Annotated in this window: 20 protein-coding genes; 16 read left to right on the top strand and 4 right to left on the bottom strand. The window is 39.8% G+C overall.

The features are described 5' to 3' along the window. Window positions 1-63: 63 nt before the first annotated feature. Complete coding sequence (locus Q0791_RS12345; protein ID WP_299006666.1) at window positions 64-2,172, bottom strand: S9 family peptidase; 2,109 nt, start codon at window positions 2,170-2,172, stop codon at window positions 64-66. A gap of 187 nt (window positions 2,173-2,359) precedes the next feature. Continuing rightward, window positions 2,360-2,752, bottom strand: coding sequence for a hypothetical protein (locus tag Q0791_RS12340; protein ID WP_299006665.1), 393 nt, complete (start codon window positions 2,750-2,752; stop codon window positions 2,360-2,362). A gap of 768 nt (window positions 2,753-3,520) precedes the next feature. Between Q0791_RS12340 and Q0791_RS12330 the strand changes: the two genes are divergently transcribed. Genes Q0791_RS12330 through Q0791_RS12280 form a run of 11 tightly spaced genes read left to right on the top strand, consistent with a single transcriptional unit; the run spans window position 3,521 to window position 16,024 of the window. Continuing rightward, window positions 3,521-4,564: a 3-oxoacyl-[acyl-carrier-protein] synthase III C-terminal domain-containing protein gene (locus tag Q0791_RS12330; RefSeq protein WP_299006660.1), complete on the top strand. Its 1,044-nt coding sequence runs from the start codon at window positions 3,521-3,523 to the stop codon at window positions 4,562-4,564. Next, the gene (locus tag Q0791_RS12325) at window positions 4,561-5,538 is read left to right on the top strand and encodes an NAD(P)-dependent oxidoreductase (protein ID WP_299006658.1); all 978 of its coding nucleotides are present in this window, start codon (window positions 4,561-4,563) and stop codon (window positions 5,536-5,538) included. Before Q0791_RS12330 ends, Q0791_RS12325 begins: the two co-directional genes overlap by 4 nt. After that, a complete protein-coding gene (locus tag Q0791_RS12320) occupies window positions 5,532-6,353 on the top strand; it encodes an MBL fold metallo-hydrolase (RefSeq protein ID WP_299006656.1) in 822 nt (273 codons plus the stop codon). The genes Q0791_RS12325 and Q0791_RS12320 overlap by 7 nt, the downstream gene beginning before the upstream one ends. Beyond that, the gene (locus tag Q0791_RS12315) at window positions 6,350-7,771 is read left to right on the top strand and encodes a F390 synthetase-related protein (protein ID WP_299006654.1); all 1,422 of its coding nucleotides are present in this window, start codon (window positions 6,350-6,352) and stop codon (window positions 7,769-7,771) included. The genes Q0791_RS12320 and Q0791_RS12315 overlap by 4 nt, the downstream gene beginning before the upstream one ends. Before the next feature lie 47 nt (window positions 7,772-7,818). Further along, window positions 7,819-8,958, top strand: a complete 1,140-nt coding sequence (locus Q0791_RS12310) for an ATP-grasp domain-containing protein (protein WP_299006653.1) — start codon at window positions 7,819-7,821, stop codon at window positions 8,956-8,958. After that, window positions 8,955-10,064 carry a hypothetical protein gene (locus tag Q0791_RS12305; RefSeq protein ID WP_299006651.1) on the top strand — a complete coding sequence of 370 codons (1,110 nt, stop codon included), beginning with the start codon at window positions 8,955-8,957 and terminating at the stop codon, window positions 10,062-10,064. The genes Q0791_RS12310 and Q0791_RS12305 overlap by 4 nt, the downstream gene beginning before the upstream one ends. Further along, complete coding sequence (locus Q0791_RS12300) at window positions 10,061-11,053, top strand: aromatic ring-hydroxylating dioxygenase subunit alpha (protein WP_299006649.1); 993 nt, start codon at window positions 10,061-10,063, stop codon at window positions 11,051-11,053. The genes Q0791_RS12305 and Q0791_RS12300 overlap by 4 nt, the downstream gene beginning before the upstream one ends. A gap of 42 nt (window positions 11,054-11,095) precedes the next feature. Next, window positions 11,096-12,541: a serine hydrolase gene (locus Q0791_RS12295; protein ID WP_299006647.1), complete on the top strand. Its 1,446-nt coding sequence runs from the start codon at window positions 11,096-11,098 to the stop codon at window positions 12,539-12,541. Then, entirely contained in the window at window positions 12,538-13,644 is a 1,107-nt protein-coding gene (locus tag Q0791_RS12290) for a hypothetical protein (RefSeq protein ID WP_299006645.1), read from the top strand. The genes Q0791_RS12295 and Q0791_RS12290 overlap by 4 nt, the downstream gene beginning before the upstream one ends. Then, window positions 13,644-14,753: a hypothetical protein gene (locus Q0791_RS12285; protein WP_299006643.1), complete on the top strand. Its 1,110-nt coding sequence runs from the start codon at window positions 13,644-13,646 to the stop codon at window positions 14,751-14,753. The genes Q0791_RS12290 and Q0791_RS12285 overlap by 1 nt, the downstream gene beginning before the upstream one ends. Continuing rightward, window positions 14,750-16,024, top strand: coding sequence for an MFS transporter (locus tag Q0791_RS12280; RefSeq protein ID WP_299006642.1), 1,275 nt, complete (start codon window positions 14,750-14,752; stop codon window positions 16,022-16,024). The genes Q0791_RS12285 and Q0791_RS12280 overlap by 4 nt, the downstream gene beginning before the upstream one ends. Here the strand turns inward: Q0791_RS12280 and Q0791_RS12275 are convergent. Then, complete coding sequence (locus tag Q0791_RS12275; protein ID WP_299006640.1) at window positions 16,016-16,702, bottom strand: DUF3592 domain-containing protein; 687 nt, start codon at window positions 16,700-16,702, stop codon at window positions 16,016-16,018. The genes Q0791_RS12280 and Q0791_RS12275 overlap by 9 nt on opposite strands. Before the next feature lie 256 nt (window positions 16,703-16,958). Between Q0791_RS12275 and Q0791_RS12270 the strand changes: the two genes are divergently transcribed. The 5 genes from Q0791_RS12270 to Q0791_RS12250 all read left to right on the top strand — a co-directional run bounded on the left by Q0791_RS12270 (window position 16,959) and on the right by Q0791_RS12250 (window position 21,214). Beyond that, complete coding sequence (locus Q0791_RS12270) at window positions 16,959-17,672, top strand: SDR family NAD(P)-dependent oxidoreductase (RefSeq protein WP_299006638.1); 714 nt, start codon at window positions 16,959-16,961, stop codon at window positions 17,670-17,672. A gap of 370 nt (window positions 17,673-18,042) precedes the next feature. Beyond that, complete coding sequence (locus Q0791_RS12265) at window positions 18,043-18,606, top strand: diguanylate cyclase (protein WP_299006636.1); 564 nt, start codon at window positions 18,043-18,045, stop codon at window positions 18,604-18,606. Then, window positions 18,603-19,712, top strand: coding sequence for a beta-ketoacyl-ACP synthase III (locus Q0791_RS12260; protein WP_299006633.1), 1,110 nt, complete (start codon window positions 18,603-18,605; stop codon window positions 19,710-19,712). The genes Q0791_RS12265 and Q0791_RS12260 overlap by 4 nt, the downstream gene beginning before the upstream one ends. Window position 19,713: 1 nt before the next feature. Next, window positions 19,714-20,400, top strand: coding sequence for an iron-containing redox enzyme family protein (locus Q0791_RS12255; RefSeq protein WP_299006630.1), 687 nt, complete (start codon window positions 19,714-19,716; stop codon window positions 20,398-20,400). Further along, the gene (locus tag Q0791_RS12250; RefSeq protein WP_299006628.1) at window positions 20,393-21,214 is read left to right on the top strand and encodes a hypothetical protein; all 822 of its coding nucleotides are present in this window, start codon (window positions 20,393-20,395) and stop codon (window positions 21,212-21,214) included. The genes Q0791_RS12255 and Q0791_RS12250 overlap by 8 nt, the downstream gene beginning before the upstream one ends. 575 nt (window positions 21,215-21,789) lie before the next feature. On the opposite strand, the gene Q0791_RS12245 is transcribed toward Q0791_RS12250, so the two are convergent. Continuing rightward, window positions 21,790-23,220 carry a glycoside hydrolase family 26 protein gene (locus tag Q0791_RS12245; RefSeq protein ID WP_299006627.1) on the bottom strand — a complete coding sequence of 477 codons (1,431 nt, stop codon included), beginning with the start codon at window positions 23,218-23,220 and terminating at the stop codon, window positions 21,790-21,792. Between the last annotated feature and the right edge of the window lie 196 nt (window positions 23,221-23,416).

Genomic DNA, 23,416 nt, shown 5'->3' with positions numbered 1-23,416 from the left:
AACCAAATAAAAAACCAGAACATCTGTTCTGGTTTTTAGTCCGTTTATTCACGCATCAATGGCTTACTTTTTCGTCCAGCGATTCAGCCAGCCTAATACATTGGCATACCACTGCTCTAAATTATGTGGGTTTAAGATCCAGTGATTCTCATCGGGATAAATTAACAACTCTGAAGGGATCCCTTTGCGCTTTAAAAAGCCAAATGCAGCTAAACCTTGATCATATGGCACTCTAAAATCTTTTTCACCATGAATGACTAACATGGGCGTCTTCCAATTATCAAGGTAATTCACTGGATTGAATTTTTCATATAAGGCTTTATTATCATTATATGTACCGCCAAATTCATATTCAGGGAACCAACGCTCTTCAGTCACATAATACATGGAACGCATATCAAAAAGACCAGCATGATTTACTAAGCACTTAAAACCGTCTGGCCAATTGCCTTCAATCCAATTCATCATATAACCGCCATAAGATGCGCCTAAGGCACAAGCACGATTTTTATCCAACCAAGGCTGCTGTTTAACCACAGCATCAAAACCTTTTTGGAGATCTTCAAGGGGTTTTCCGCCCCAATCCTGAGTAATCGAATCAGTAAATGCTTGCCCATACCCTGTCGATCCATGAAAATCTATCATCACAACACCAAAACCCGCGCCCGCCCATAATTGGGCATTCCAACGAGCGCTAAAATTGTTGCCAAATGATCCTTGAGGCCCACCATGCACTAAAAAAGCAATAGGATAAGTGTCACCTTGCTGGTAATTCACGGGCTTTATCCAATAACCATAAACCGTTTCATTATTCCAGCCTTTAAAATTAAACTGCTCAAATTCACCGAACGCTATTCTCTCAAGCTTATTCTTATTCACTTGAGTCAACTGCTGTAGATTTTGGCCATCCAAATTGATAGAAAACAAATCACTGGGCTGCACTAAGCTTTTATGGGTAAACACCACTTTATCAGCAGTCATTCCCACAATGCCGTTATAACCTTCAGTATAAATTGCACGCACATCACCAAACTGGGTATTAACTTCAAATAAAGACACTTGCCCCAAATCTTGAGCGGACACGTATAAGGTCTTGTCATCAGTCCCAAAATGTAATGATTGTGGGCTTCTGTCCCATAGCGGAGCCACTTCTTTCTCTTGCCCTGTCACCGTATCCCGAAGCATAATGCGATTTCTATCGGCCTCAAATCCCGGTTGTTTCATGGCAAGATAAGCAAGATAGCGTCCATTTGACGAAAACACAGGATGAGAATCCCAAGCTTTATTTTTCTTCGTTAAGTTAACACTCTTCCCGCCTTTAATGGATACTTTCCATAAGTCATAGTTCGTCGTCCACGCTTGCGTATGACTGGGGGCTTTCGCGCTATAGACAACATATTGGCTGTCAGGAGTAAAAGTGGCCTCCTCTAAACCAGAAAAAGGTTTAGGCGGCGTTTCAGTATTCAGCCCTTTGGTAATATCAATGGCATCCTTTATGATGCTATCATCAAGCTCGGCGATGAATAAATGACTTCTGGCATGGTCATACCAAGTATCCCAATGACGCACCATAAGTTGATCATAAACCACCCCTGTCGATTGACGGTTCAATTCAGCGTCAAATTTATCTTTGGAACAAATCAAAGTGTCGCACTCTGGAACGACTCGCATCGTCAATAACACTTTTTTGCTATCAGGCGATAACTTGAAACCTTCAACGTCTAAGGGTAAAGCAGAGATAGGCATAGCTTCGCCACCCGCTAACGACAAACGGTATAACTGAGCTGAGCCGGTTCGATTAGCAATAAAATAAATCGCCTTATCATCTTTTGCAAAAGCCACACTATGCTCAGTACTAGGTGATGATGTTAATTGGATCACTTGCTGATGGGATTTTTCCTGTGCTCCATGCTCTGTTAAGTCTTGTAAATACAGGTTTGATTGTGTTGAGCCATCACTATCATGCTTTTTAATACTATAAACCAACTTTGTTCCATCATGGGACAATGCCGGTGAGCTTAATTCATTTAAATTAACAAGATCTTGCACCGTAAAGGGGGCTGGAGAAGATAGATCACTGGAAGCGGCGCTAGAATTATTCGTGGCAAAGGCTGGCATCATGTTAAAGGCGCTAATGGATGCAAGGGCCAAAAGTAAACATTTTTTTTTCATAAACACGGATATTTGTTGGCTAGGTGTAAATATTATGCCGCAACACTAGCCAAAAAAAACCACCAGAGCAAGATAAAGTGGCAATTCATCACTCATTCCTTGGATTTTCATACTCGTCATCTTTCTTACTTTAGCGACCAAAAGACACTGACTTCTTTTAGAAGCAGCATTTCAATGCACGTCACCACTAAAGCTTTATTCCATTCACCGCTTTTAAATGCAGCTGTAAAATATTCTGGTCAATATGCCAGCCTTTAATGAGTATGGTAATATCCCAAGAGCCATCAATATTTTTCACACCTTCTTCGATAAATTTATCATAAAAAATGTCAGCAGCAAGCTGACGTAATCGATGAAATGCATCATACTTTTGAGTATCACACTCTTGTTGAAGTACCAAATCGAATAAGGCTTTTTGCGCTTCTTCTTGATACACACTATGAAAAAAATCCGCAATATGCTCCCATATGCCGCACTCCGTCTCATGACTATTCTGTGTCCAGTTGACATCAAGATTTTCTGAGCTCAATCTATGCCGAGATCCTCGACATAATAGGCGTCGTTTAAACCATAAGAACATGACGCTTTCCTCTATTTTCTCCTTCAATCATCTTTTTATATCAATAAATTTTCTACCCCGCTGTCAAAAAAAAGCAAACTTAGCGAAATAACATCAATCTTTTGTCATCTTTACTTTTATAACGTGAAATCATGACAATTCTTAATCATTCATTTTCATCCATGCCATGAGCTATTAACGATAACCCAAGGGCCTGTTGATCTTTGGTGGTTAAATTATGTCCGAGATAAACGTGTTTTAATCGCGACGGGAGGGATGACGCCTAGTGATCTAAGCAAATTGCTCCCAACAAAGAGTAAAACACGTTTAGCCGGATCCTACGGACAGTGTTTGTGGCTCCTTTCTACGGCGTTATCGCTTGTTTATGTAGAACAACTACACCACACAAGCTCTGCCTTGTATAAAGAACCCACAAACTGCTGCAGAAATCATCACCAAAGTTCAACAGGCCCTAGTCAAAGATCACATCAGCATTTCTCATCAATAACTCAAAAACGAACGTTTAAGATAAATAATAATTTATCTTAACTGTTAAGAGCAAAACAATGCATCACTTTTATTTTACAAGTTATTGATTTTAAGCATTATAAATTAGATCTATTATACTAAAGCATAAGACCATGACTTTTAAGGAATAATAATCATTATCAGGTGTACACCTGATATGAGTTGTCTCATTTTCGTTATAAATTTCATTAAAGAATGAACAATAACAAGCTATTTTCTCACGCGCCTGTTCCAACCCACTGAAAATAGACAATCAATAATATGGCTCAAACAATAAAAAGCATGGTTAACCCTACTCATAATATGGACAAATTCAATTCAACTATCAATATTCGTGGCACTGGCATTGCCCTACCCGAGCACATCGTTCAATCAAGCCAAATCGATGCAAGCCAAGGTTGGCCTGAAGGACAAACAGAAAAAACCACAGGGGTGGCTTCACGTCATTATGTGACCCATGAAACCCCAATCAGCATGGCAGTCGCCGCAATAGAACAAGCACTAGACAATAGTGATATTACACTTGATGATATCGATTGTATTATTTCTGCCAGCAGTACCTTAGAACAACTTATTCCTTGCACTGCAGCTAAAATTCATAAACAGCTTCCCTTAACACACCCCATCCCTGCTTTTGATATTAATATGACTTGCCTAAGTGCAGTCAAAGCACTGGATGTGGCTCATGCCTTACTTTCCACACAACGCTATAAGAACATCCTCATTGTCTCATCTGAAATCGCATCTATTGGCCTAGATTGGAGCGTAAGAGAAACGGGAGGCTTATTTGGCGATGGTGCTGCAGCATTAATTGTGAGCCAAGAAAAACAAAACGCGACTCAGGTGCTAGCCAGTCATTTTGAAACCTACAGTGAAGGCTTTGATTTTTGTCAAGTCAGAGGCTATGGCACCTTACATCAACCCTCTAAAACAGAAGGTGATTACCACCCTTATGAGTTATTTGAGATGAAAGGTAAATCTGTCTTTAAAATGACCGCCCTTCATATCAAGGGCTTTGTCGAACGCACTCTAGCAAAAACCCCCTATCAGATTGATGATCTTGATTGGATTATCCCCCATCAAGCCAGCCAACTTGGATTACAACATATTGAAAAATGGTTTAAAATTGCCCCAGGTAAAATGGTGAACATTTTAAAAAATAGAGGTAATCAGATTGCCACTTCTATTCCCTCCGCACTGCATGAATTATTAAAATCAGGCAAAGTCAACAGCGGCGATAAGGTCATGTTACTGGGGTTCTCAGCAGGATTAAGTTTTGGCGCTATCATATTGGAGATTGGATGAAAGCCATTATCACAGGTGCCACAGGCTTTCTGGGGTCACACTTAGTCCACCACCTAGAAACGCAAGGTTACCAGGTATTGGCTCTAGGTAGAAATGAAGCCAAAGGACGTAAACTCAATTCCACTCAAACACGTTTTAAAGCCGTGGATCTCACCAATGAAAGCCATGTCATTGCGGAGTTTGAAGCCGCAAATGTTATTTTTCATTGCGCCGCTTTTTCCAGTGCTTGGGGAACTGAAGAGGCCTTTTATCTTGCCAATGTCACAGCCACAAGGCATGTGCTCAAGGCGGCTAAACATCATAACATTAAACGTTGTGTCTATGTTTCCTCCACCAGCGTTTACTTTAACTTTACCGACAAGCTGGACATTAAAGAGAGTCAAGTACTGACATCGGGCTTTGCCAATGAATATGCTAAGACCAAATACCAGGGCGAACAAGTCATGCTCAATGAATGCGGTGACACTGAAGTTGTGATCATTAGGCCAAGGGGCATCATAGGTGAAGGCGATACCAGCATCTTCCCCCGTATATTGAACTTACTTGAAAAAGGTTTTTTCCCTTTAACAGAGCAAGGTCGCGCCCTAGTGGATATCACCTATGTCAAAAATGTCGCCCATGCGCTCTACTTGGCCGGTAAAACCCCAGAAATCAATAAACACTGTTTTAATATCTCTAATGACGAGCCAATGACAGTGAGCGCCTTAGTCAATTTATTAACACGTCACACTCATCAAAGGGTTCGGTTTTTGCCAATACCTTATTCCATTTTGGCTAACATCGCGAAAGTCATGGAAACAATCGCTAAAATCTTCAACACTAAAGAGCCACTGCTCACTTGCTATAGCGCAGGATTATTAGCCAAGTCACAAACATTGAACATCAGTGCAGCAAAAAACCTGCTGGGATACCGTCCAATTTATGGCCTTGAACACGGAATAAAGCAATATTTTCATTCGGAGCCACCATGCTAACCTTATTAAAAGTCGGTCATTGTTTCCATCCCGAGGCTATGGTGATGCAGGGGCACTCTTGGAAAAGCATGCAATTTCCTGCCTATGTCGGTCTCATCAAACACCCGACACTTGGGTATGTGTTGTTCGATACTGGGTATGCAAAACGTTTTATACAAGCCACACAGCCTTTTCCTGAACGTTTATATCGCAGCTTAACTCCAATGCATTTATGTGATAAAGAACAACTGGTTACCCAGCTTGCTTTCAGGGGGATTGACGCAAATGAAATAAAGACCATTTTTATTTCACATTTCCATGCTGATCATATTGCAGGTTTAATGGACTTTTCACAAGCAGAGTTTATCTGCTCGCGAGCGGCACTCAATGCCATTAATGACACGAGTCGTTTCAAAGGATTACTAAAAGGCTATCTGCCTAAACTGCTGCCCAATGACTTTACTCGTCGTTGCCGCTTTATCGAAGACAGTCAGCCCTTAAACTTATCCTATCATTATGCCCCTTTTCATTTAGGGTATGATCTATTCAATGATGGAAGTATGTTAGCGATTTCTTTACCTGGCCATGCCGCTGGGCATTTTGGTTTACTGCTGGAGCATTCTCAGAAAACCGCCTTTTTGATTGGTGATGCTTGCTGGACACAGGAAGCTTACACTCAAGGTGCAAGACCCAATAAATTAGCCCACATCATAATGGACGATGGGCAAGCGTATCTCAATACCTTAGAGAAATTATCTCACCTTTACGCTCGTAATAAAGACATAGTGCTTATTCCCAGTCACTGTAAAAAAACCATTGAAGCATTAACGCTATGAAACAATTGGTAAATAGTGACAATACGAATATGAATATGAATAGCACTGAAATAAATAGCACTGAAATAAATAGTCCTCACTTAAAAAGTACAGCTTCCAACACGAATGGCTTGGATCAATCTGCGATAACAAAAACGCCTGGTAAAATAGCCTGTTTGGGTGCCTTTGTCACAGGTTTTTTTAGAGCAAAATATTATCAAAAAATCACACGCTCACGATTAATAAAACAGCAGAATAAACACTTCAATGGCTTTAAAAAAGCAGTATTAGCCCATTCACCTTTTTACCAAGCATACCTTGATTTGCCCTTAGCGCAATTTCCGTTAATCGATAAAAAAACGCACATGGCTCATTTTGATCAAATCAATACCGCTAAGTTACTGCGTGATACCGCATTGAATATTGCGATTACCGCTGAAAATACCCGTGATTTTACCCCCACATATGGGCAGTACGCAGTGGGACTATCATCAGGCACCAGTGGCAATAGAGGCTTATTTATTTCATCCAAAATCGAGCGAGCTGAATGGGCAGGGTACATGGTCGCAAAAGCCTTTCCTCATTACTTAAGGCCTCAACGCATCGCCTTTTTCCTGCGTGCTAACAACAGACTGTATGAAAACACCCGCAGCATATTCACGCAATTTCGCTTTTTTGATTTACTCACTTCATTAGAAACGCACATTAGCACATTGGAAGCGTATAACCCCAGCATTCTCATTGCTCCTGCCAGTGTATTGCTGCATTTGTCGCGCTTACAACCTAAGATTAGCCCGAAAAAATTCATCGCTGTTGCAGAAGTGCTAGAAGAAGAGGACAAACAAAAAATATCAGCCTATTTTGGCCAAAAAGTCCATCAAATATACCAATGCACAGAAGGGTTTCTGGGGATCACTTGCTCCCATGGCAACTTACATCTCAATGAAGACAATATCATCATTGAAAAACACTGGATAGATCAAACACAAGGACGCTTTTCACCTATCGTCACCGACTTAAGACGACGCACTCAGCCCATAGTGCGCTATTTACTGGATGATGTGTTAGTTGAAGAGCCCACGCCCTGCCCCTGTGGCTCATCCCATACTCGAATTCAATCCATTGAAGGTCGAAAAGACGATGTGTTGCAACTGGCTAACCATAACAATAAACCTATTCATGTCTATTCGGATTTCATTCGCAACACCATAGTGTCTCATTGCGAAAGAGTCGAAGAGTATCGTGTCACACAAACCCATACTAACGCACTGCTGATTGAATGCGAACCTTACACCAATGACAACAAAGATAAGATTGTCAGCAGCTTAAATTTGCTGTTTAACAAACTTGATATTAAACAGCCCGATTATCAGTTCAAGCCATATCAATACCCTAAAAAAGGGGAAAAGCGGCGCAGAGTGATAAACACAGTTAAATAAACATGATGAATCGATAGCCATTTATCACCATTAGGAATGATATTGAAATGAAACGTTTTCTTATTACTTGTGCCAGAGCCCCAGTTTCACTAGAGCTGGCCAGAAATTTAACCAAGCATGGCCATCAAGTCTTTATGACAGACTCATTGCGCTACCCGCTCGCAAAAAACAGCCGTAGTCTGGCACAATTTATTCTCAGCCCCAGTCCAAGAAATAACATAGATAACTACCAAACGGCGTTATTGAACATCATTCAAACCCATGAGATTGATTATCTATTGCCCATGTGTGAAGAAAGCTTTTATATCGCAAAAATCAAAGACAAACTGACGCCACATTGCGATGTATTATGCCCCGACTTTGATCTAATGCAGCAATTGCACAGTAAATACGATATTTTATCTTTATGCCAAGATACAGGGATCACTCTTCCAAAAACAGAACTACTGGACTTTAGCAGTCCAATAACCCCTGAGACCTTGTCCAGCTGTATCGTAAAAAGAGAGTTTTGCCGCTTTGGTACCGATGTCTTACTGTCTCCCACTCCTAAAAGTGTACAAGACTTGTCTGACATGGCTCCTGGACGTATTTTAAAACAAGAAAAAATTCAAGGTAATGAATATTGTACTTATGCGATTGCGGTAAAAGGTCAGGTGTTTGCTCAAGCCATTTATCAGCCCACTCATAGATTAAAAGTCGCTGCGGGTTTTTACTTTAAACCTATAGTGAACAAAAAAATAAGTGATTTTATTCAAGCCTTTTGCCAAAAACATGAATATACAGGACACCTTGGATTCGACATTATCGAAACACCGGATGATATTTATATTATTGAATGTAATCCTCGCGCAACCAGTGGCCTGCATCTATTAGGTGATGTTAATCTGGCTGATGCCTTTTTAGGCGTAAGCCCTCAACCCCTTCCCCCTTTTAAAGAGCCAAAAATGATTTCACTCATGATGGTATTGATAGGCTTACCCTTCGCTATACATCAAGGAAAAGTCAAAGCTTGGTACCGAGATTATCGACAAGCCAGCGATGTCATGGCATGCAAAAATGATAAAGGGTTTTCATGGTTTCAATTTATCTCATTGGCAGAGCTAGTACAAATCGCTTTTAAAGAGAAAATATCCGTTAGAGAAGCCGCCACACAAGATTTTGAATGGGATGGAGAAGCCATCAAATGAGTGAAAAAAACAAGCTCACACCACAGAAGCCCCCCGCTGAAGCCTACTGCCAACATTTCATGCCCTCATCACGCATGATAGAGAATGTCGACACTCAGCTACAAACACTCACAGTGAACCAACACTGCAAACTGCCAATGAGCCTCAATAATACAGAGTTTCATAACAGTTATGTGTGCTCACCCTATACCGCCTTTATTCCCTACTGCCTTGAAGAGTTAGATAAGTTGAATAAACCTTGGTTAGAAGCCCTCATTCGACCTTGTATTCGCTTATTGGGCTATTATCTTAAAAAAAATAAAGTTAACAAGGTATTACATGTCAACAATTGGCTATTATCCACTAATTTATATCCTAACAGTTTTCATAGTGATGCGATTGATGAGCTCACCAAGACATTAATCAAAGACTACAGTGAACACACGATCATTTTTCGGTCACTGAACTCTTATTCTAACCCTGAGTTAATTCAAGGTTTTAAACAAGCAGGTTATATTCTAGCTCCGTCTAGACAAGTGTATATTTATGATAAGAAGCTGAACGATTACCAACAGCGACGAGATTACAAAAACGATCTCAATTTAATCAAAAAAACCCCTTATCAACGCGTGGATCAAGCCGAGATCACCCCCAATGATTATCCTAGGATCATCGAGCTGTATAACATGCTCTATATCAGTAAATATTCTCAGCTAAACCCTCAATTTACTGAAACTTATCTTGAAACTGTGTTTACACACCCACATTTTTCCTTTGAGGGCTACCGTAATGCACAAGGTACTTTGGACGCGATTGCAGGACGATTTAGCATCGACGGTATCGTGACTTCTCCTATTATTGGTTACGATATTACGCAACCTAAAAAGCTAGGATTATACCGACTGGCTGCATTCTCAGGATTGGATTTTGCGCAGAAAAATCAAAAGATTTTTAATGCCAGCTCCGGCGCTGCCCATTTCAAAAGACAAAGAGGTGGTCAGGCTTTTATTGAGTATTCCGCCATCTATACACGGCATTTACCTAAAAAAACCCAACGTATGTGGCAAGTGTTATCTTGGATAACCAATAACGTTTTCGTTCCCTTAATTAAAAAGCATCAATTATGACGTTATCTCTTACACAAGAAATTTGGTGCCCAGTCGTAGAATCACATCAATTAAAACAAGATAAACCGCTGGCTGTGACTTACCATGATCAGGCTGTGGTGATATTCCGTGATGGCAATAAGCTACACGCCTTAAAAGATCAATGCCCACACAGAGGCGTGCCGTTATCTAAGGGTTGCTTAAAGCAAGGGACACTTGAATGCCCCTATCACGGCTGGCAATTTAATGGTCAAGGGCAATTAGCCAATATTCCCGGTGATGTGAATTTTAAGGCGCCTAAAAACCCCTTGATTAAGACTTTTTCAATCTGCGAAACCCATGGCCTCATTTGGCTAAGCAGTCACAAGCCCCTTCAGCCGCCTTTTATTCCAGAAGTACATGCCAGCCACCGTTATTCAACATATATAGGGATCATTGAAGCCAATCCTGTGGATATTGCAGAAAACTTCTTAGATGCACTGCATACGCATACGGTACACACAGGGATTATTCGCACTAATCAACCCATACGTCATCTATGCCACGCGCGTATTACCGATCACCCAACGGGTTACCAAGCAGAATATATTGAAGAAAAAAAACAAACTGGACTCGTCAGTCGTTTATTTGGCCGTCAGATCACCAAAGGTGTGGGCCGTATTCATCACTCTGGTACCATTGAATTGGAATACTACAATGCAACAGACATCGCACTGTCAGTGGTCATTTATCTTGTGCCCGAAACAGCCCGAAAAACCAAAATGGTTGTGCGAACCTACGTGAAAGGGAAAACCTTACTGAGCTATTTTAAAATGAAGGCCCTGTTTCCTTTTCAATATATTGCTTTTTTGCAAGATAAGCGGATTTTAGAAATTCAACAAGCCAACCTTAACCATGATCCTCGTTTTAAACCTATGGTGACAAAAACCGATCTGATGCGGCCTTATATTGTCAAAGCCTTTAACAATGACATCACGCCCACCCTCAAAGAAAAACAACTTTTGTTGTAATGCAGGACGGTTATTAATCGACTTTATTCACAGGATAGCATCTTGATAGATCATCATATCGATACACTTTTTGACAAAGCAAGACTCTTAGCCAAACGCGCTCAATTACCAGGCTTGGCAATTGTTGTTCAACATAACGATCAGCAGCATTTTTGTCTCTATGGCACACAATCCATTGATACAAATATGCCCCTAAATAAACACACAGTATTTCCTATTTCTTCTCTCACCAAAGCCATGACAGCCTGCCTGGTTGGCATTTTGGTTGCACAGAATAAATTAGCATGGGATCAACCCGTTCAGCACATTTTGCCTGATTTTAATCCGCAATTTACTCTTGTGCATTTGGTCACACATACTCTAGGGTTACCCCCCTACGCTATGGACTACTTAGGGTTTTTAGGTTTCTCATCTACTGATATGCTCAAAGCCCTCACCCATTGCAGCCAAACATCGGCGCCTACTGAGTTTGCTTACAATAACTTAGGCTTTGTTGCCCTTGAAAAAATTATTGAAATCACCCTCAATTGCTCCTTTGAGAGGGCGCTATCAAGATTCATTTTTAAGCCACTGAATATGCAGCGCAGTTCCTGTGGTAAACAAGCCTATTTGCAACACACCAATAAAGCCTCACCTCACAGACGGGCATTCAATTTGAAAGGTAATGCTCCACTGGCTCTGTCTCGTTTTCCACATCAATTATTGGGGGCCGCGGGGATCAATTGCAGCATTGAAGATATGGGAAAATGGCTCAAGTTTTGGACGCATAATCAACACGACAAGCTCAATATGACCGCTCAGGAGCAGGCTCATTTAACTCATGGCGTTATCCCTTGTACTATCAACGCAAAAACGGGGCATTACGCTGGAGGCTGGCTCATTGAAAAGAGAGCATCTTACACTATTAACCGTCATACTGGCGGTTTTCCTGGGATCACATCCTTTTTATTAACCGTCAAAGAAAAACAGCTTGGGATCGGCATGTTATGTAATCGTTCCAGTATCATTCCCCAAAAAATCGCCGACATATTCTTACAACTTTTCATTGATGCCGATTACCCCAATACGCAATTTGCCATCCTGTCTCCTCGCGCATTAGCACACTACTGCTTTTCAAAAGTCCCTGCACTGGGCAAACCTAAAGACACAGCCAAACTCATCGGCCATTACCATAATCCCATTGTTGGCGACATCACTATCACTCCAGAACTGACTTTTGGCATTGGGCCAATGAATTACCAAATCCAGCTAAGTCCTTTTAAAACCAATATCTTTAAAGGGCGATTTGACAATCATGATTTACAGCAAAGTCTTGGCAGCATGAAAATCAAAATTTTGCAGGAACAAGCCGGTAAAGCCCTTCAGCTTCGACTCTATAGCGACAAAATAGAATGCTTTATGGTGCCTGAAGGTGGCCGTATCACCTTTACTCGCTGTAAAGAAACAAAAGATAACTCATCATTAAACGAATATAAACATACTTCATGACTGCCATTCTTATTACGCCGAATAATCTCGATAAAATACCGCTTCATTGTGATGATGCTGAGTACATCAAAGCCATGATAACCCATACGCCCGCACATTATATTAATAATGTTCACGCGCAATACCTTGCCATTCTTATTAATGATCAATTATTGCCTTTAACGCTTAACTCATACCATAAACACAACTCATTTGTGTGTTCTCTTTACACGGCGTTTATTAGCAGTCCACAAGCAAGCATTAGCCAACCTCTGCTAAACGGTGCGCTAACGTTCATCGGTAAGATACTGAATCTCTTTAAAATAGATAATGTAATATTTGTCAATAACTTCCTAACGGGAACCAATCTACACACTCGCCAGTTAACATTAGAAGAATTGAGTGAAATCCATGCATTACTCATCGAGGCTTTTCCTTCACATTGCCATGTTTATCGTTCAATACAAGACAGTTATTTATCACCGCAAGAAAATGCACTGATCTCGCTGGGCTATCACCTAATCCCCACGATGAATGCTTACATTTTTAATCCAAATGATAATTTACACCAGCGACGAGACAATAAACGCGATTTAACCTTGCTAAAAAACACCTCTTTGACAGTGTTGCAACACGATGATATTCACCCTAAGCATTATGCAAGAATGGCAGAGCTCTATCAGCAGCTTTTTATCACCCAATACAGCACGCTTAATCCACAGCTCAACGCACATTTCATTGCACTCACTCATCAAAACCACTTCTTTGACTTTACGGCTTTATATTGTGAACAATCAAAAAAAATCATGGGATTTACCGCCATCAAACATAAAGGCAACATGCTAACAAATCCCATCGTGGGCTACGACACCTCTGCCCCTCAATCTCTTGGACTGTACCGAATGTTATATGCACTCAATTTACACACCTGTCACCAAAAAGGGTTAAGGCTACATTGCGGCACTGGTGTTAAAAATTTTAAAACCAGCCGTGGTGCGAAAGAACACCGAGAACTTGGTGCCATTGCCTTTCAGCATTTACCCCGTTATCGCCGTTGCTTTTGGCAAGTAACATTAAAATTGATCCACTGGAGTTCAGAAAAATTTCTGAAGAAAATATCATAATGCATTTTAAGCTCTTTAACGCTGACAATATTAGCGAACTTCATGTGAAAGGTGTCGATCATCTGATCGCCCAATATATTGCTTCTGGCTGCCAACCTTTTATTGCCAATGTCGATACAAAAATGAGTCTATTACAGTACCAAGGTATGACACTGCCTTTTAGCATAAACAATAAAGAATATGAATCATCCTACGTGTGCTCGCCTTATAATGCCTTTGTCAGTTATGGGCGTGACACCCTGCTTGCCTCCATTCCCAGAGTCTTAAGAACGCCCCTTAAAGCACTCATCAATGGCCTAGCCTCGCCGTTGAAATGGATGCGCATTAACCGCTGCGTTCAAGTTAATAATCGACTATGGTCCACGAATCTATATCCTGAGCAATCTGATCTGCCCATCCATGATATGCGGCAATATTTCACTAAGGCTTACCCAAAACATGCGCTGGCGTTTCGCTCACTCACACAAAGCTTAAATCAAACATTAATCACTAAGTTAACAAGCGATGGATTTATTCTAGTACCCTCTCGTCCTGTCTGTATGATTGATTATCGTACACCACAACCTATGAGCAAAAAATCCAGTAAGAATGATAGGCGGCATTTAAATAAGACGCAATTTGTCCTTATAGAAGTGGAAGACATACAATATGCCGACGAATTATTCACCTTATACCACAAAATGTTCATTCAGCAACACTCAAAGCACAATGCTCAGCTGACGCCGTTATTCTTCAAAACCTGTATAGAACAAAAGGCAATAAACATAAAAGCATTACAGAACCCTCAAACAGGTAAGCTGGTGGCCATGCTAGGCCTATTTATTGAAGGCAATGTACTCACAGTCCCTTTTTCTGGCTATGATACTCACTTAGATAAAAGCTTCATGCTTTACCCCATATTAAACGCCATTATAGCTAAAGAATGTACTGATAAAGCATTATGTTGTCATGCCAGTGCTGGGGCTATGCCATTTAAAAAATCCAGAGGGGGCATAGAAGAAATGGAATATACCGCCATTTATGTCAAGCACTTACCTTGGTTTAGACAATATGGCTGGAAAATACTCAGTAAGCTCAGCGGCGCCTTTTTCAAGGAGCACACTCAATGAATAAAAATGGGTTTCAATCCTTAATTTGGGTTAACTTTTCCGGCGCCACCCTTGATCACTTGATTAAAAATACGCTGGTGATATTCATAGGCTTTCAAGCGCAGTCAGAGCAACTGGCCGCACAATTCACCACGCTTGTCTTAGCGCTCTTTATGCTACCTTGTGTGCTGCTATCCGGCTTAGCGGGACAATGGGGCGATAATCAACAAAAATTACCCCTCTTTAAAAAACTGAAAACCATTGAATATGTCATCATCATTCTGATCTGTTACGGTTTATATATTAACAATCTTTATTTACTTTGCTTCCTTCTATTACCTATCGGCATTATCGCCTGTTTAACGGGCCCACTAAAATTAGCTATGATAGATGAAAGGGTCAATAAGCAACAACGCAGTCAATCTTCTACATTATTTCAATTATCCAATATTATCGCCATACTCATAGGTACCGCATTGGCAGGGGGGTTATTAGATGCAGGCCTTAATATGGCCATGACTGGAATATTTCTGTGTACACTCATCAATGCCATTGGCGTATTTCAGCAAAAAAACATCACGATTACCCATAAAACAGTCCATAAAACTCCCCTATCTCCACGCTCATTTTACACCCAATACCAACACATGTTTCAAAGCATCAAACAGGATCCTAAGTTAGCCTTAGGCTGCTTCTGTATCACCTATTACTGGTTTATTATTAACTTAAGTTATTCACAAATGACTACATTTGCAAAATATCAACTCAATATAAATGAAGTCAATACCAGCCTATTATTTATCGTCATGACTGTCGCAATTGCCTGCGGCTCTCTACTATTTTTAATGCTCAACACCCGTCTCTTGCAAGATAAAATCATCTTAATAGGGACTATAGGTGCGACATTTGGCTATGCTGCCTTAAGCATGATGATAGCATTCAAAGACAATGTGCCTATCATTAACCTACTAACCGAATTTCAACAAGTCATCATAATCATTTCACTATCAAACTTGTTCAGCTCTCAACTGCTGTTTCTCGGATATGCATTATTGCAAACGAATGGCCCAGACAGACAAAAAACCACTATTTTTGCTGCAAGTAATGTAATTTCAGCTGCAGGCATGATAGCTTCAGCCACCTTAATCAGCCTTGCCCTTCATTATCATGTGAACATGGGATCACTTTTTTTGATTTACAGCCTGCTGTCGTTCTGTGGTGGCCTAATGCTCTGGAGACAGTGTCTTTCAGAAGATAAAAAGCCGCTAAAGCAAACCTTCACATCACTCTAAAAAGCCAAGATCCATCACATAGCGTTTAGGCCGCTTTTTATCAACATAAACCGTGATCCATCGCTTATCGAGATAAGCGGTGGGATCTTGCCATAAATTCTGACTTTTAAAAATTTGTTTCTGGCTGGTACTAGGATTAATTCCTTCTGTCATAATTTGATACGGATAACGTCCATTCACTCTTATATTGTAATTACGCTTCACGTCTTGCAGTTTTGTGTCTATTCTATTGCCATATAAAGTGAGACTGGCTTTTTTTCGACGCCTCAACCAAGCCAGTATTGGACTAAACAAGCCTATCAATAAAAACACTAAGCCTAATCCCCCTACAATCAGCTCCCCTATCCACAAAGAGAAAAAACCATTAATACTGACATTGTGAGGCTGCTTGGTAGAATACAAAATATCCACTGGTTCGCCAATCTCATAAGCAGGAGGATAACTACTCGTTGAGGAAACAAAATGAGCCATTTTACCGTCAGGTAATTGGTATTCTATAATCGGTGCATAAGTCATCGATCGGCTCGAGTAAACCTCTCTATAATCCACAACCTTACCCACACTTAACCTTGAGCCATGAATGTATTCTAAAGTATTGGATGCCATATAAAGTGCGAGACTTAGCATCAAAGTGGCAATAATAAGCACTATCTTTTGGAGTAATGGCATAGATTTCATAGACTGGCCCTTCAGTGAAGCTTCAGCGACTTTACTCATATAAACCATGTTAACGACTATTTATAAAGCCTTTTTACGCTCATTTCGCTATTTCCCCCTTAAAGACTCAACTCAACACATAGATTCAACATAATAGATACATAAAATCATCAATTGCTCTAGTCCTATTGATTTTCACGACTCTTATGGGGGATACCAAGAGGATCGATTCGAGAGTAGAATATTCAATAGGGTCTTTAATATTCAGGAGAGCATTATGCCAATTGCATTAATCACTGGAGGAAGTCGAGGCATCGGCTATGCTATCGCCTGTTATCTTGCCAGCAAAGACTACGACATTATTTTAGTGGCTAAAAATAAACAAAGACTTATCAAAGCCAAAACAAGCCTCAATGAAATATACCCTAAAATCAATGTCAGCATTTATCGATGTCATTTCGCTGATCTTAGCTGTGTAGAACAACTCATCGACAGATTGTTAATGCTCCATTCCACTATCGACATTCTCGTTAACTCTGCAGGAATATTATCCACTGATTTTATTGAAGCCGATGGCAATGCCATCGAGAATTTGTTCAATATTAATGTCACATCCTCCCTAATAATGACCAATAAAGTGGCCCAACGGATGCAGCGGCAACAACATGGTACTATTTTTATACTCTCTTCCAATGCCGCGATGACAGCTTTGCCCAAAATAGGTCTCTATAGCGCCACCAAGGCGGCCATACTCAATTATAGTGAGAGCCTCTTTAAGGCCTTATTACCCCACAATGTCAAGGTCACTTGCCTATGTCCCAGTGTTGTCGATACCGACATGACCAATGATGGTCGCATCGCCAATGAAGATAAAATTCACACTGACGATATCGTTAAAGCGGTCGATTTCACGCTGTCCCTTAGCCCCAGTGCCTTATTGCCACAAATGACCATTTTGTGTCGTCCTATTGAGATGGAAAAGCTTAAATAAAGGCTATTAATCATTAAGCTCTTAGAATGTCGTTAAGGATATTTTAACCTTTGTTGTATTATTGAACGCACAAATTCAATTATGGTACTAATGAAACCTTGCTGTATAAGAGCTGTTCATTCCATCATCCTTAATCATCCAATGCAATGCAGCTCTTCTTCGCTCACCGTAATGAACATAACACCAATTAAAGACACTGAATTACTGATATATTGATAAAAAATGCGTTAAAAGCGCACCAAAACAGAGACTTTATATATTTCTAACCATTTTTTTACTATGCTAGTTATCTTCATCAGCAGTTTTTAGTCAAGCTAAACAGCAGACGTCTTACTTATTATGGATAACGGAACAATTCATAGGATATGAAATGGATACCTCATCACTACTTATCAGTACATTACTGTATATTTTTTTACCCTTATGGGGGATTGCCGGTTTTGTAGATTGGTGCTGCCATAGGGCGACTCGAATCGAGTCTACCTCAGGATTAAAAGAAACCTTGATGCATTCAGTTATGGGCATCCAAATGGGGTTACCCATTGTGCTCTGCCTTCTCTTTGATGTGAATGCACTCATTTTACTCATCTGTTTTCTCACTTGGTTCATGCATGAAATTGTCGCCCATTTGGATGTTCGATATGCCGCTCCAAGAAGGAAAATATCCATATGGGAAATGCATGCCCATACTTATTTAGGTTCTTTGCCTTTATATATGCTTATCTCTATCGTAGTTATTAATTGGGAACATTTCATTAAACTCATTACATTCAATTGGGCCGGAGAAATGTCATTCAACTTACTTGAAAACCCACACGGCACTACCAGCTATCTTTCTGTTTACCTCACCTTTATGGCCATTGTTTGTGTGTTTCCTTACATAGAAGAAAATATACGATGTATTCACCAATACTTTAGAGGGAATCAACATTGAACGCATATATTAATAGCACAGGCCGTTACTTACCCGGTAAGCCTGTGCACAATGACGAAATTGAAAATATACTTGGAAAAGTGAATGGCAAACCGAGTCGATTAAAAAATAAAATCCTTGAATCTAATGGTATAAAGACAAGACACTATGCCATTGATAGTCAACACAAAACATACATTTCAAATAGTGAGATGGCTGCAAAAGCGGGACAAATCTGTCTTGATAATAGCTATGTGTCGGCTTCAAAAATTAATCTGTTAAGTTGCGCGACCACCCAAGGTGATTTTTTACTTCCAGGATTTGGCAGTATGCTCCAAGCAGAAATGAATTTATCAGAGGTCGAGCTTAATACCAGTCATGGCATTTGTTCATGTGGCATCATGGCACTCAAATACGCCTATGCCAACATTAAAGCTGAACTCAGCGACAATGCGTTAGTCATCGCAAGCGAGTTTGCATCTCGCCTGTTTAAACATACTCGATATGAAGCGATTCAACACAAAGTTGTGGATTTTAACGCTGAGTTTTTACGATGGATGCTCTCCGATGGTGCAGGAGCTGTTTTACTTGAAAATAAACTTCGACCTCAAACTAAAAGCTTAAAAATTGAATGGATTAAAAGCTTCTCCCATGCAGATGTCTATCCAGTTTGTATGTCTGTCGGTCAATCTAAAAATGAACACCATAAAACGTGGCAAGATTACGCCACTTACTCTGAAGCAGAAAAAGCAGGAGCTATCTTACTCAGACAAGATGTTAAATTACTGGATAATATTGTCTCTGTTGGCGTAAACGGTTTCTTAAAGCTAATTGATAATAGATTAATCGATATTCCAAAAATCGATCACGTACTATGCCATTTTTCCTCTCACTACTTTAAAAGTAAAATATTTGAATTACTTGAACAATCAGGGGCCAGTATTCCGGAAGAGAAATGGTATACCAACCTTTATGAGAGAGGCAATACAGGATGTGCTTCCATATTCATCATGTTAGATGAATTTATCAACACACATGATTTACAAATCGATCAAACAATATTGTGCATAGTGCCCGAATCTGGGCGATTCAACTGTGCTTATATGCTATTAACAGTAAAGGGATAATATGCAGGAATTAATTAAAACAACATTAGGCAAACAATGCTTACAAAAATTATTACATGTATGGCTTTGTTTCGATAGAGAGCTGTCAAAAGTACCTGTGATTAAACGACTTGAAAATAGCCGACTGAGTCTAGAAGATTACCAAACATTATTGCTTCATTTACGCCAACAGGTGATTGAAGGATCTCGTTGGATAAGCCGAAGTGCGTCTAGTTTTGATAGACATTATAGCCATGTTCGTTCATCTGTCATTCATCATGCCTATGAAGAGCACCTTGACTATACCTTATTAGAAAAAGATTATGTGGCCGCAGGTGGAAACCTCAAAGACATTCAGAACGCTTCAAGAAATATAGGCTCAGAAGCTTTACATGGTTTTTTAATGTACCGAGCGAGTCAACCCAATCCTGTCGATCTTATCGGTGCAATGTGGATTATTGAAGGACTGGGAAACAAAATGTCTGTTAAATGGTCAACACTCATCAAAGAACAATTCAAAACTGATCAGTCAATCACTCAATTTCTTGAATATCATGGCCAAAATGATGAACATCATATGAATGAACTCTATGAATTGATCGACACCATAGCGACGAGTGAAGAAAATGTCGACTCTATTGTCAAAACTGCTAAAGTCGTCAGTCGGCTCTATCGCCTCCAACTTGAAGAGGTAGACCATAATGACTAAGCAAAGCCCATTTATTAAAGCCATTAAACAGGACAATGCCTTACCTATTGAGCAGTCAGCTAGGGATTTATGGCTTAAAGACCTTCAAAATGGATTTAGATGGATCTTAAGACCCATTGCGCAATTTCTATTTGCCATCCTGTTACACTTAGTGTGGTTTGTTAAACGTCTCCCTCTTCCACAATTTAGTGCACATACATTATTGCAAAAAACCATTTGCTGGTTTTGTCAATACTTTATATCACCCGAAGCCAATTATTTAATCTTGAGGCATTTTGCAACTGAATCCAATATTCTAAATTTCTTGGCTGAAAATACGGGAATAGATAATAGAGTCAACCTCTACCCTAAAAAAATAGATGATATGCTTCAAGATAGCTTTGTTGAACATGATCAGGCACTCTTTAAAGCCTTTGAAAAAATGGGAAAAGTCACCCCTTCAATCGCTAAAAATGGTCAGTTCAATTGGACAAGCTGGCAGCCTATTGATATGAACACATTCCAGATAAAAGAGCGCATCACTCAGGTCATTGATTTTGAATCTGCTCACGCACTGTTCATGTGTTTATTTTGTTTTCTATTAAAGAAAGATGAATACCGTGACGCCATCAATGGTTTTAATCTAGATCAATCCATTGCAATTCGAATTGGCCATATTATCAATGATAATACACTCACTGAATACGCCTATAACAAGTACCCTCTTTATCTGCTTGGTCCATGGAACTTAAGCCAACGCTTCTTAATGCATGGTTTTTTTACTGAGCATATGTATGCAAAGCTTGAATCAATCAGAGTTAAACAAACCGTTTAAAATCAATAACTAAGTTATTACCATGGTCAGTTTTAGCTAACCATGACACAGGAGCTATTAAGCCCTTTTAATCGAGAGCCCACGACAAGACATCACTATTTCCTCTTCTTTGCTTATGACCTATGTGTTAATATAAAAAGACTAAGTCTAATTGATGGAACCTTTCTTTTTATCCCTATAAAAATGAATTTTTTGTGTCATTCTCTGCTTCAAATAATAATAAGAATAATAAAAATGTGCATATTCAGACTTGTTAGTGGTTACTTACATTTTATCCTTCTATTTTGTTATTGATGTTTGTTTTTTATCATTATTTCAGTATTAATCTTTTGGTATTACGACTAAATATTAATGTGCAATAAACTAAACTCACTAGCTCACTATCCATCGTCATCAGCATGACTCTCTAAATTTAAATAATAGTGAAATAAAAACATTTATGCGGTTGCTCTAAAAGTGACGACCAGTGATAAATACTTATCACTGGTTGCTATTGACGGTTTCATTTTAAAGCTGCAGAACATATTGACGATTAGTGCTTTATTCGGCCTACAGCACAATAAAATCACTCAAGCTTATTTTTTACAATAGCTCCCTCTTATCCAAATACTCACAAAGAGTAACAACAACCAGCCTAACGATACACTACCACTAGCACTAGAGCTAGAAGTCGAACTAGGAGTAGCAGTAGGCGTATCTATTGATGTCGGGCTATCTGTTTGCCGCGTATGAATTTCAGCCATCCAATCAAAACGCCTTTGACGAAGTGCGGAAATATCACTCGATGACATAGCCTTTAAACCTTCGGCATGTTTCTGTCGTTTTTCACTCCCGACTGAGGGCACTTTAGGATGTTTCGATGTATTTTCATTAACACTCCATTGCTGACTTAACTCATCGTTACTCCCCATATCATAAGATGCTGCAGAATAATAATCTGTAGTCACATAGCTCTCCTTTGCAGACTCCACAGCCGCCTCTAATCCCGTATTATTCCCAATAACAATCAAACTATCATCCGATTTAGTATAAGCATTAAAATCTTGATTCAATGACCAATTAAGCTCCTTATTCATGTTAAACCACACCACACCTTTAATGGCGGTATAAGTGTGACTGATCTGGTCAAACATATTCTCAATCCAGTGAGCCTTACTTTCATCGATGTCGGTCTCATCCCCTTCATAGGGATCAGAATTATACGGATCGGTATCAGGCGTATCTGTGGGCTCGGCAGATGCAACCTCAGTGAGCAAAATAGGCTTATCAGGATAATTTTCCACTAACACATTATATTGATCGCTAAAGACTTCCTCAAAGGTAAGCCAACTGCTATAGCTATAGTTGTCTCCCCAGTTATAACCATCTAGCGCCAACCAGTCGACATAATCATCACCGGGATAATACCTTCTAATATTATTGATATCATCGGAAGAAGTATTATTCGCGCACCATACCCACTCTATATATTCATTGATGCTCACACCTCCGATATACGCACCTTCAAACTTATCATGCAGATACTGCCATGCAGCCCTATAAGCCCCCGGTTCACCCGACCATGTGTACCAGTTGCCATTAAATTCATGGGCAAAACGAAATAAGATCTTTTTATTTTCGTCTGTCTGCTCACGTAACCAAGATCTAAAATCTCTAATCCATTGATTAAAGTAGCTGTCCCACTCACCAGCTGTGATCTCAGATAATAAATTATCTTCGTCAGTATTGTCAGAAGTATCAGGTTCAAAGGTGATCATGCAAACCGCGCCCTGTTCAACGATAGCGCTGCATTGGGTATCTAACTCATCCCAGTCATAATCAAAATTGATAAAAATGTTAATGATAGAAAGGTTATCGACTTCCAAATCAGCATAAACATCCTCAAAGACTGACTCTTCATATGCATCTTCGTATAAATACGCACCTAACATCACTTGATCGCTCATCGCAAGGTTTGATTTAATCGATAGTAAAGTCAGTAGTATTACATAAATAACATTACGCATATTCAACCTCCATGTTCGAATACTCTTCATTATAGTTAGAAATATTCATGCCGTTTCTATTATTCATGCCATTTCTATTATTCATGCAATGCTTCATCAATACATGTGGAAATGGTCACACTGAAGTGGTCAACTAATTCTGGCCACGGATTTATGTTCGCGCTTAAATAATTGTTCGGATCTGTTAGGTGTTAAA

The sequence above is a fragment of the uncultured Shewanella sp. genome (assembly GCF_947495455.1).
GTDB lineage: Bacteria > Pseudomonadota > Gammaproteobacteria > Enterobacterales > Shewanellaceae > Shewanella.
Note: the sequence above shows the minus strand (reverse complement) of the source record. Positions and strands in the feature narration are given on the sequence as shown.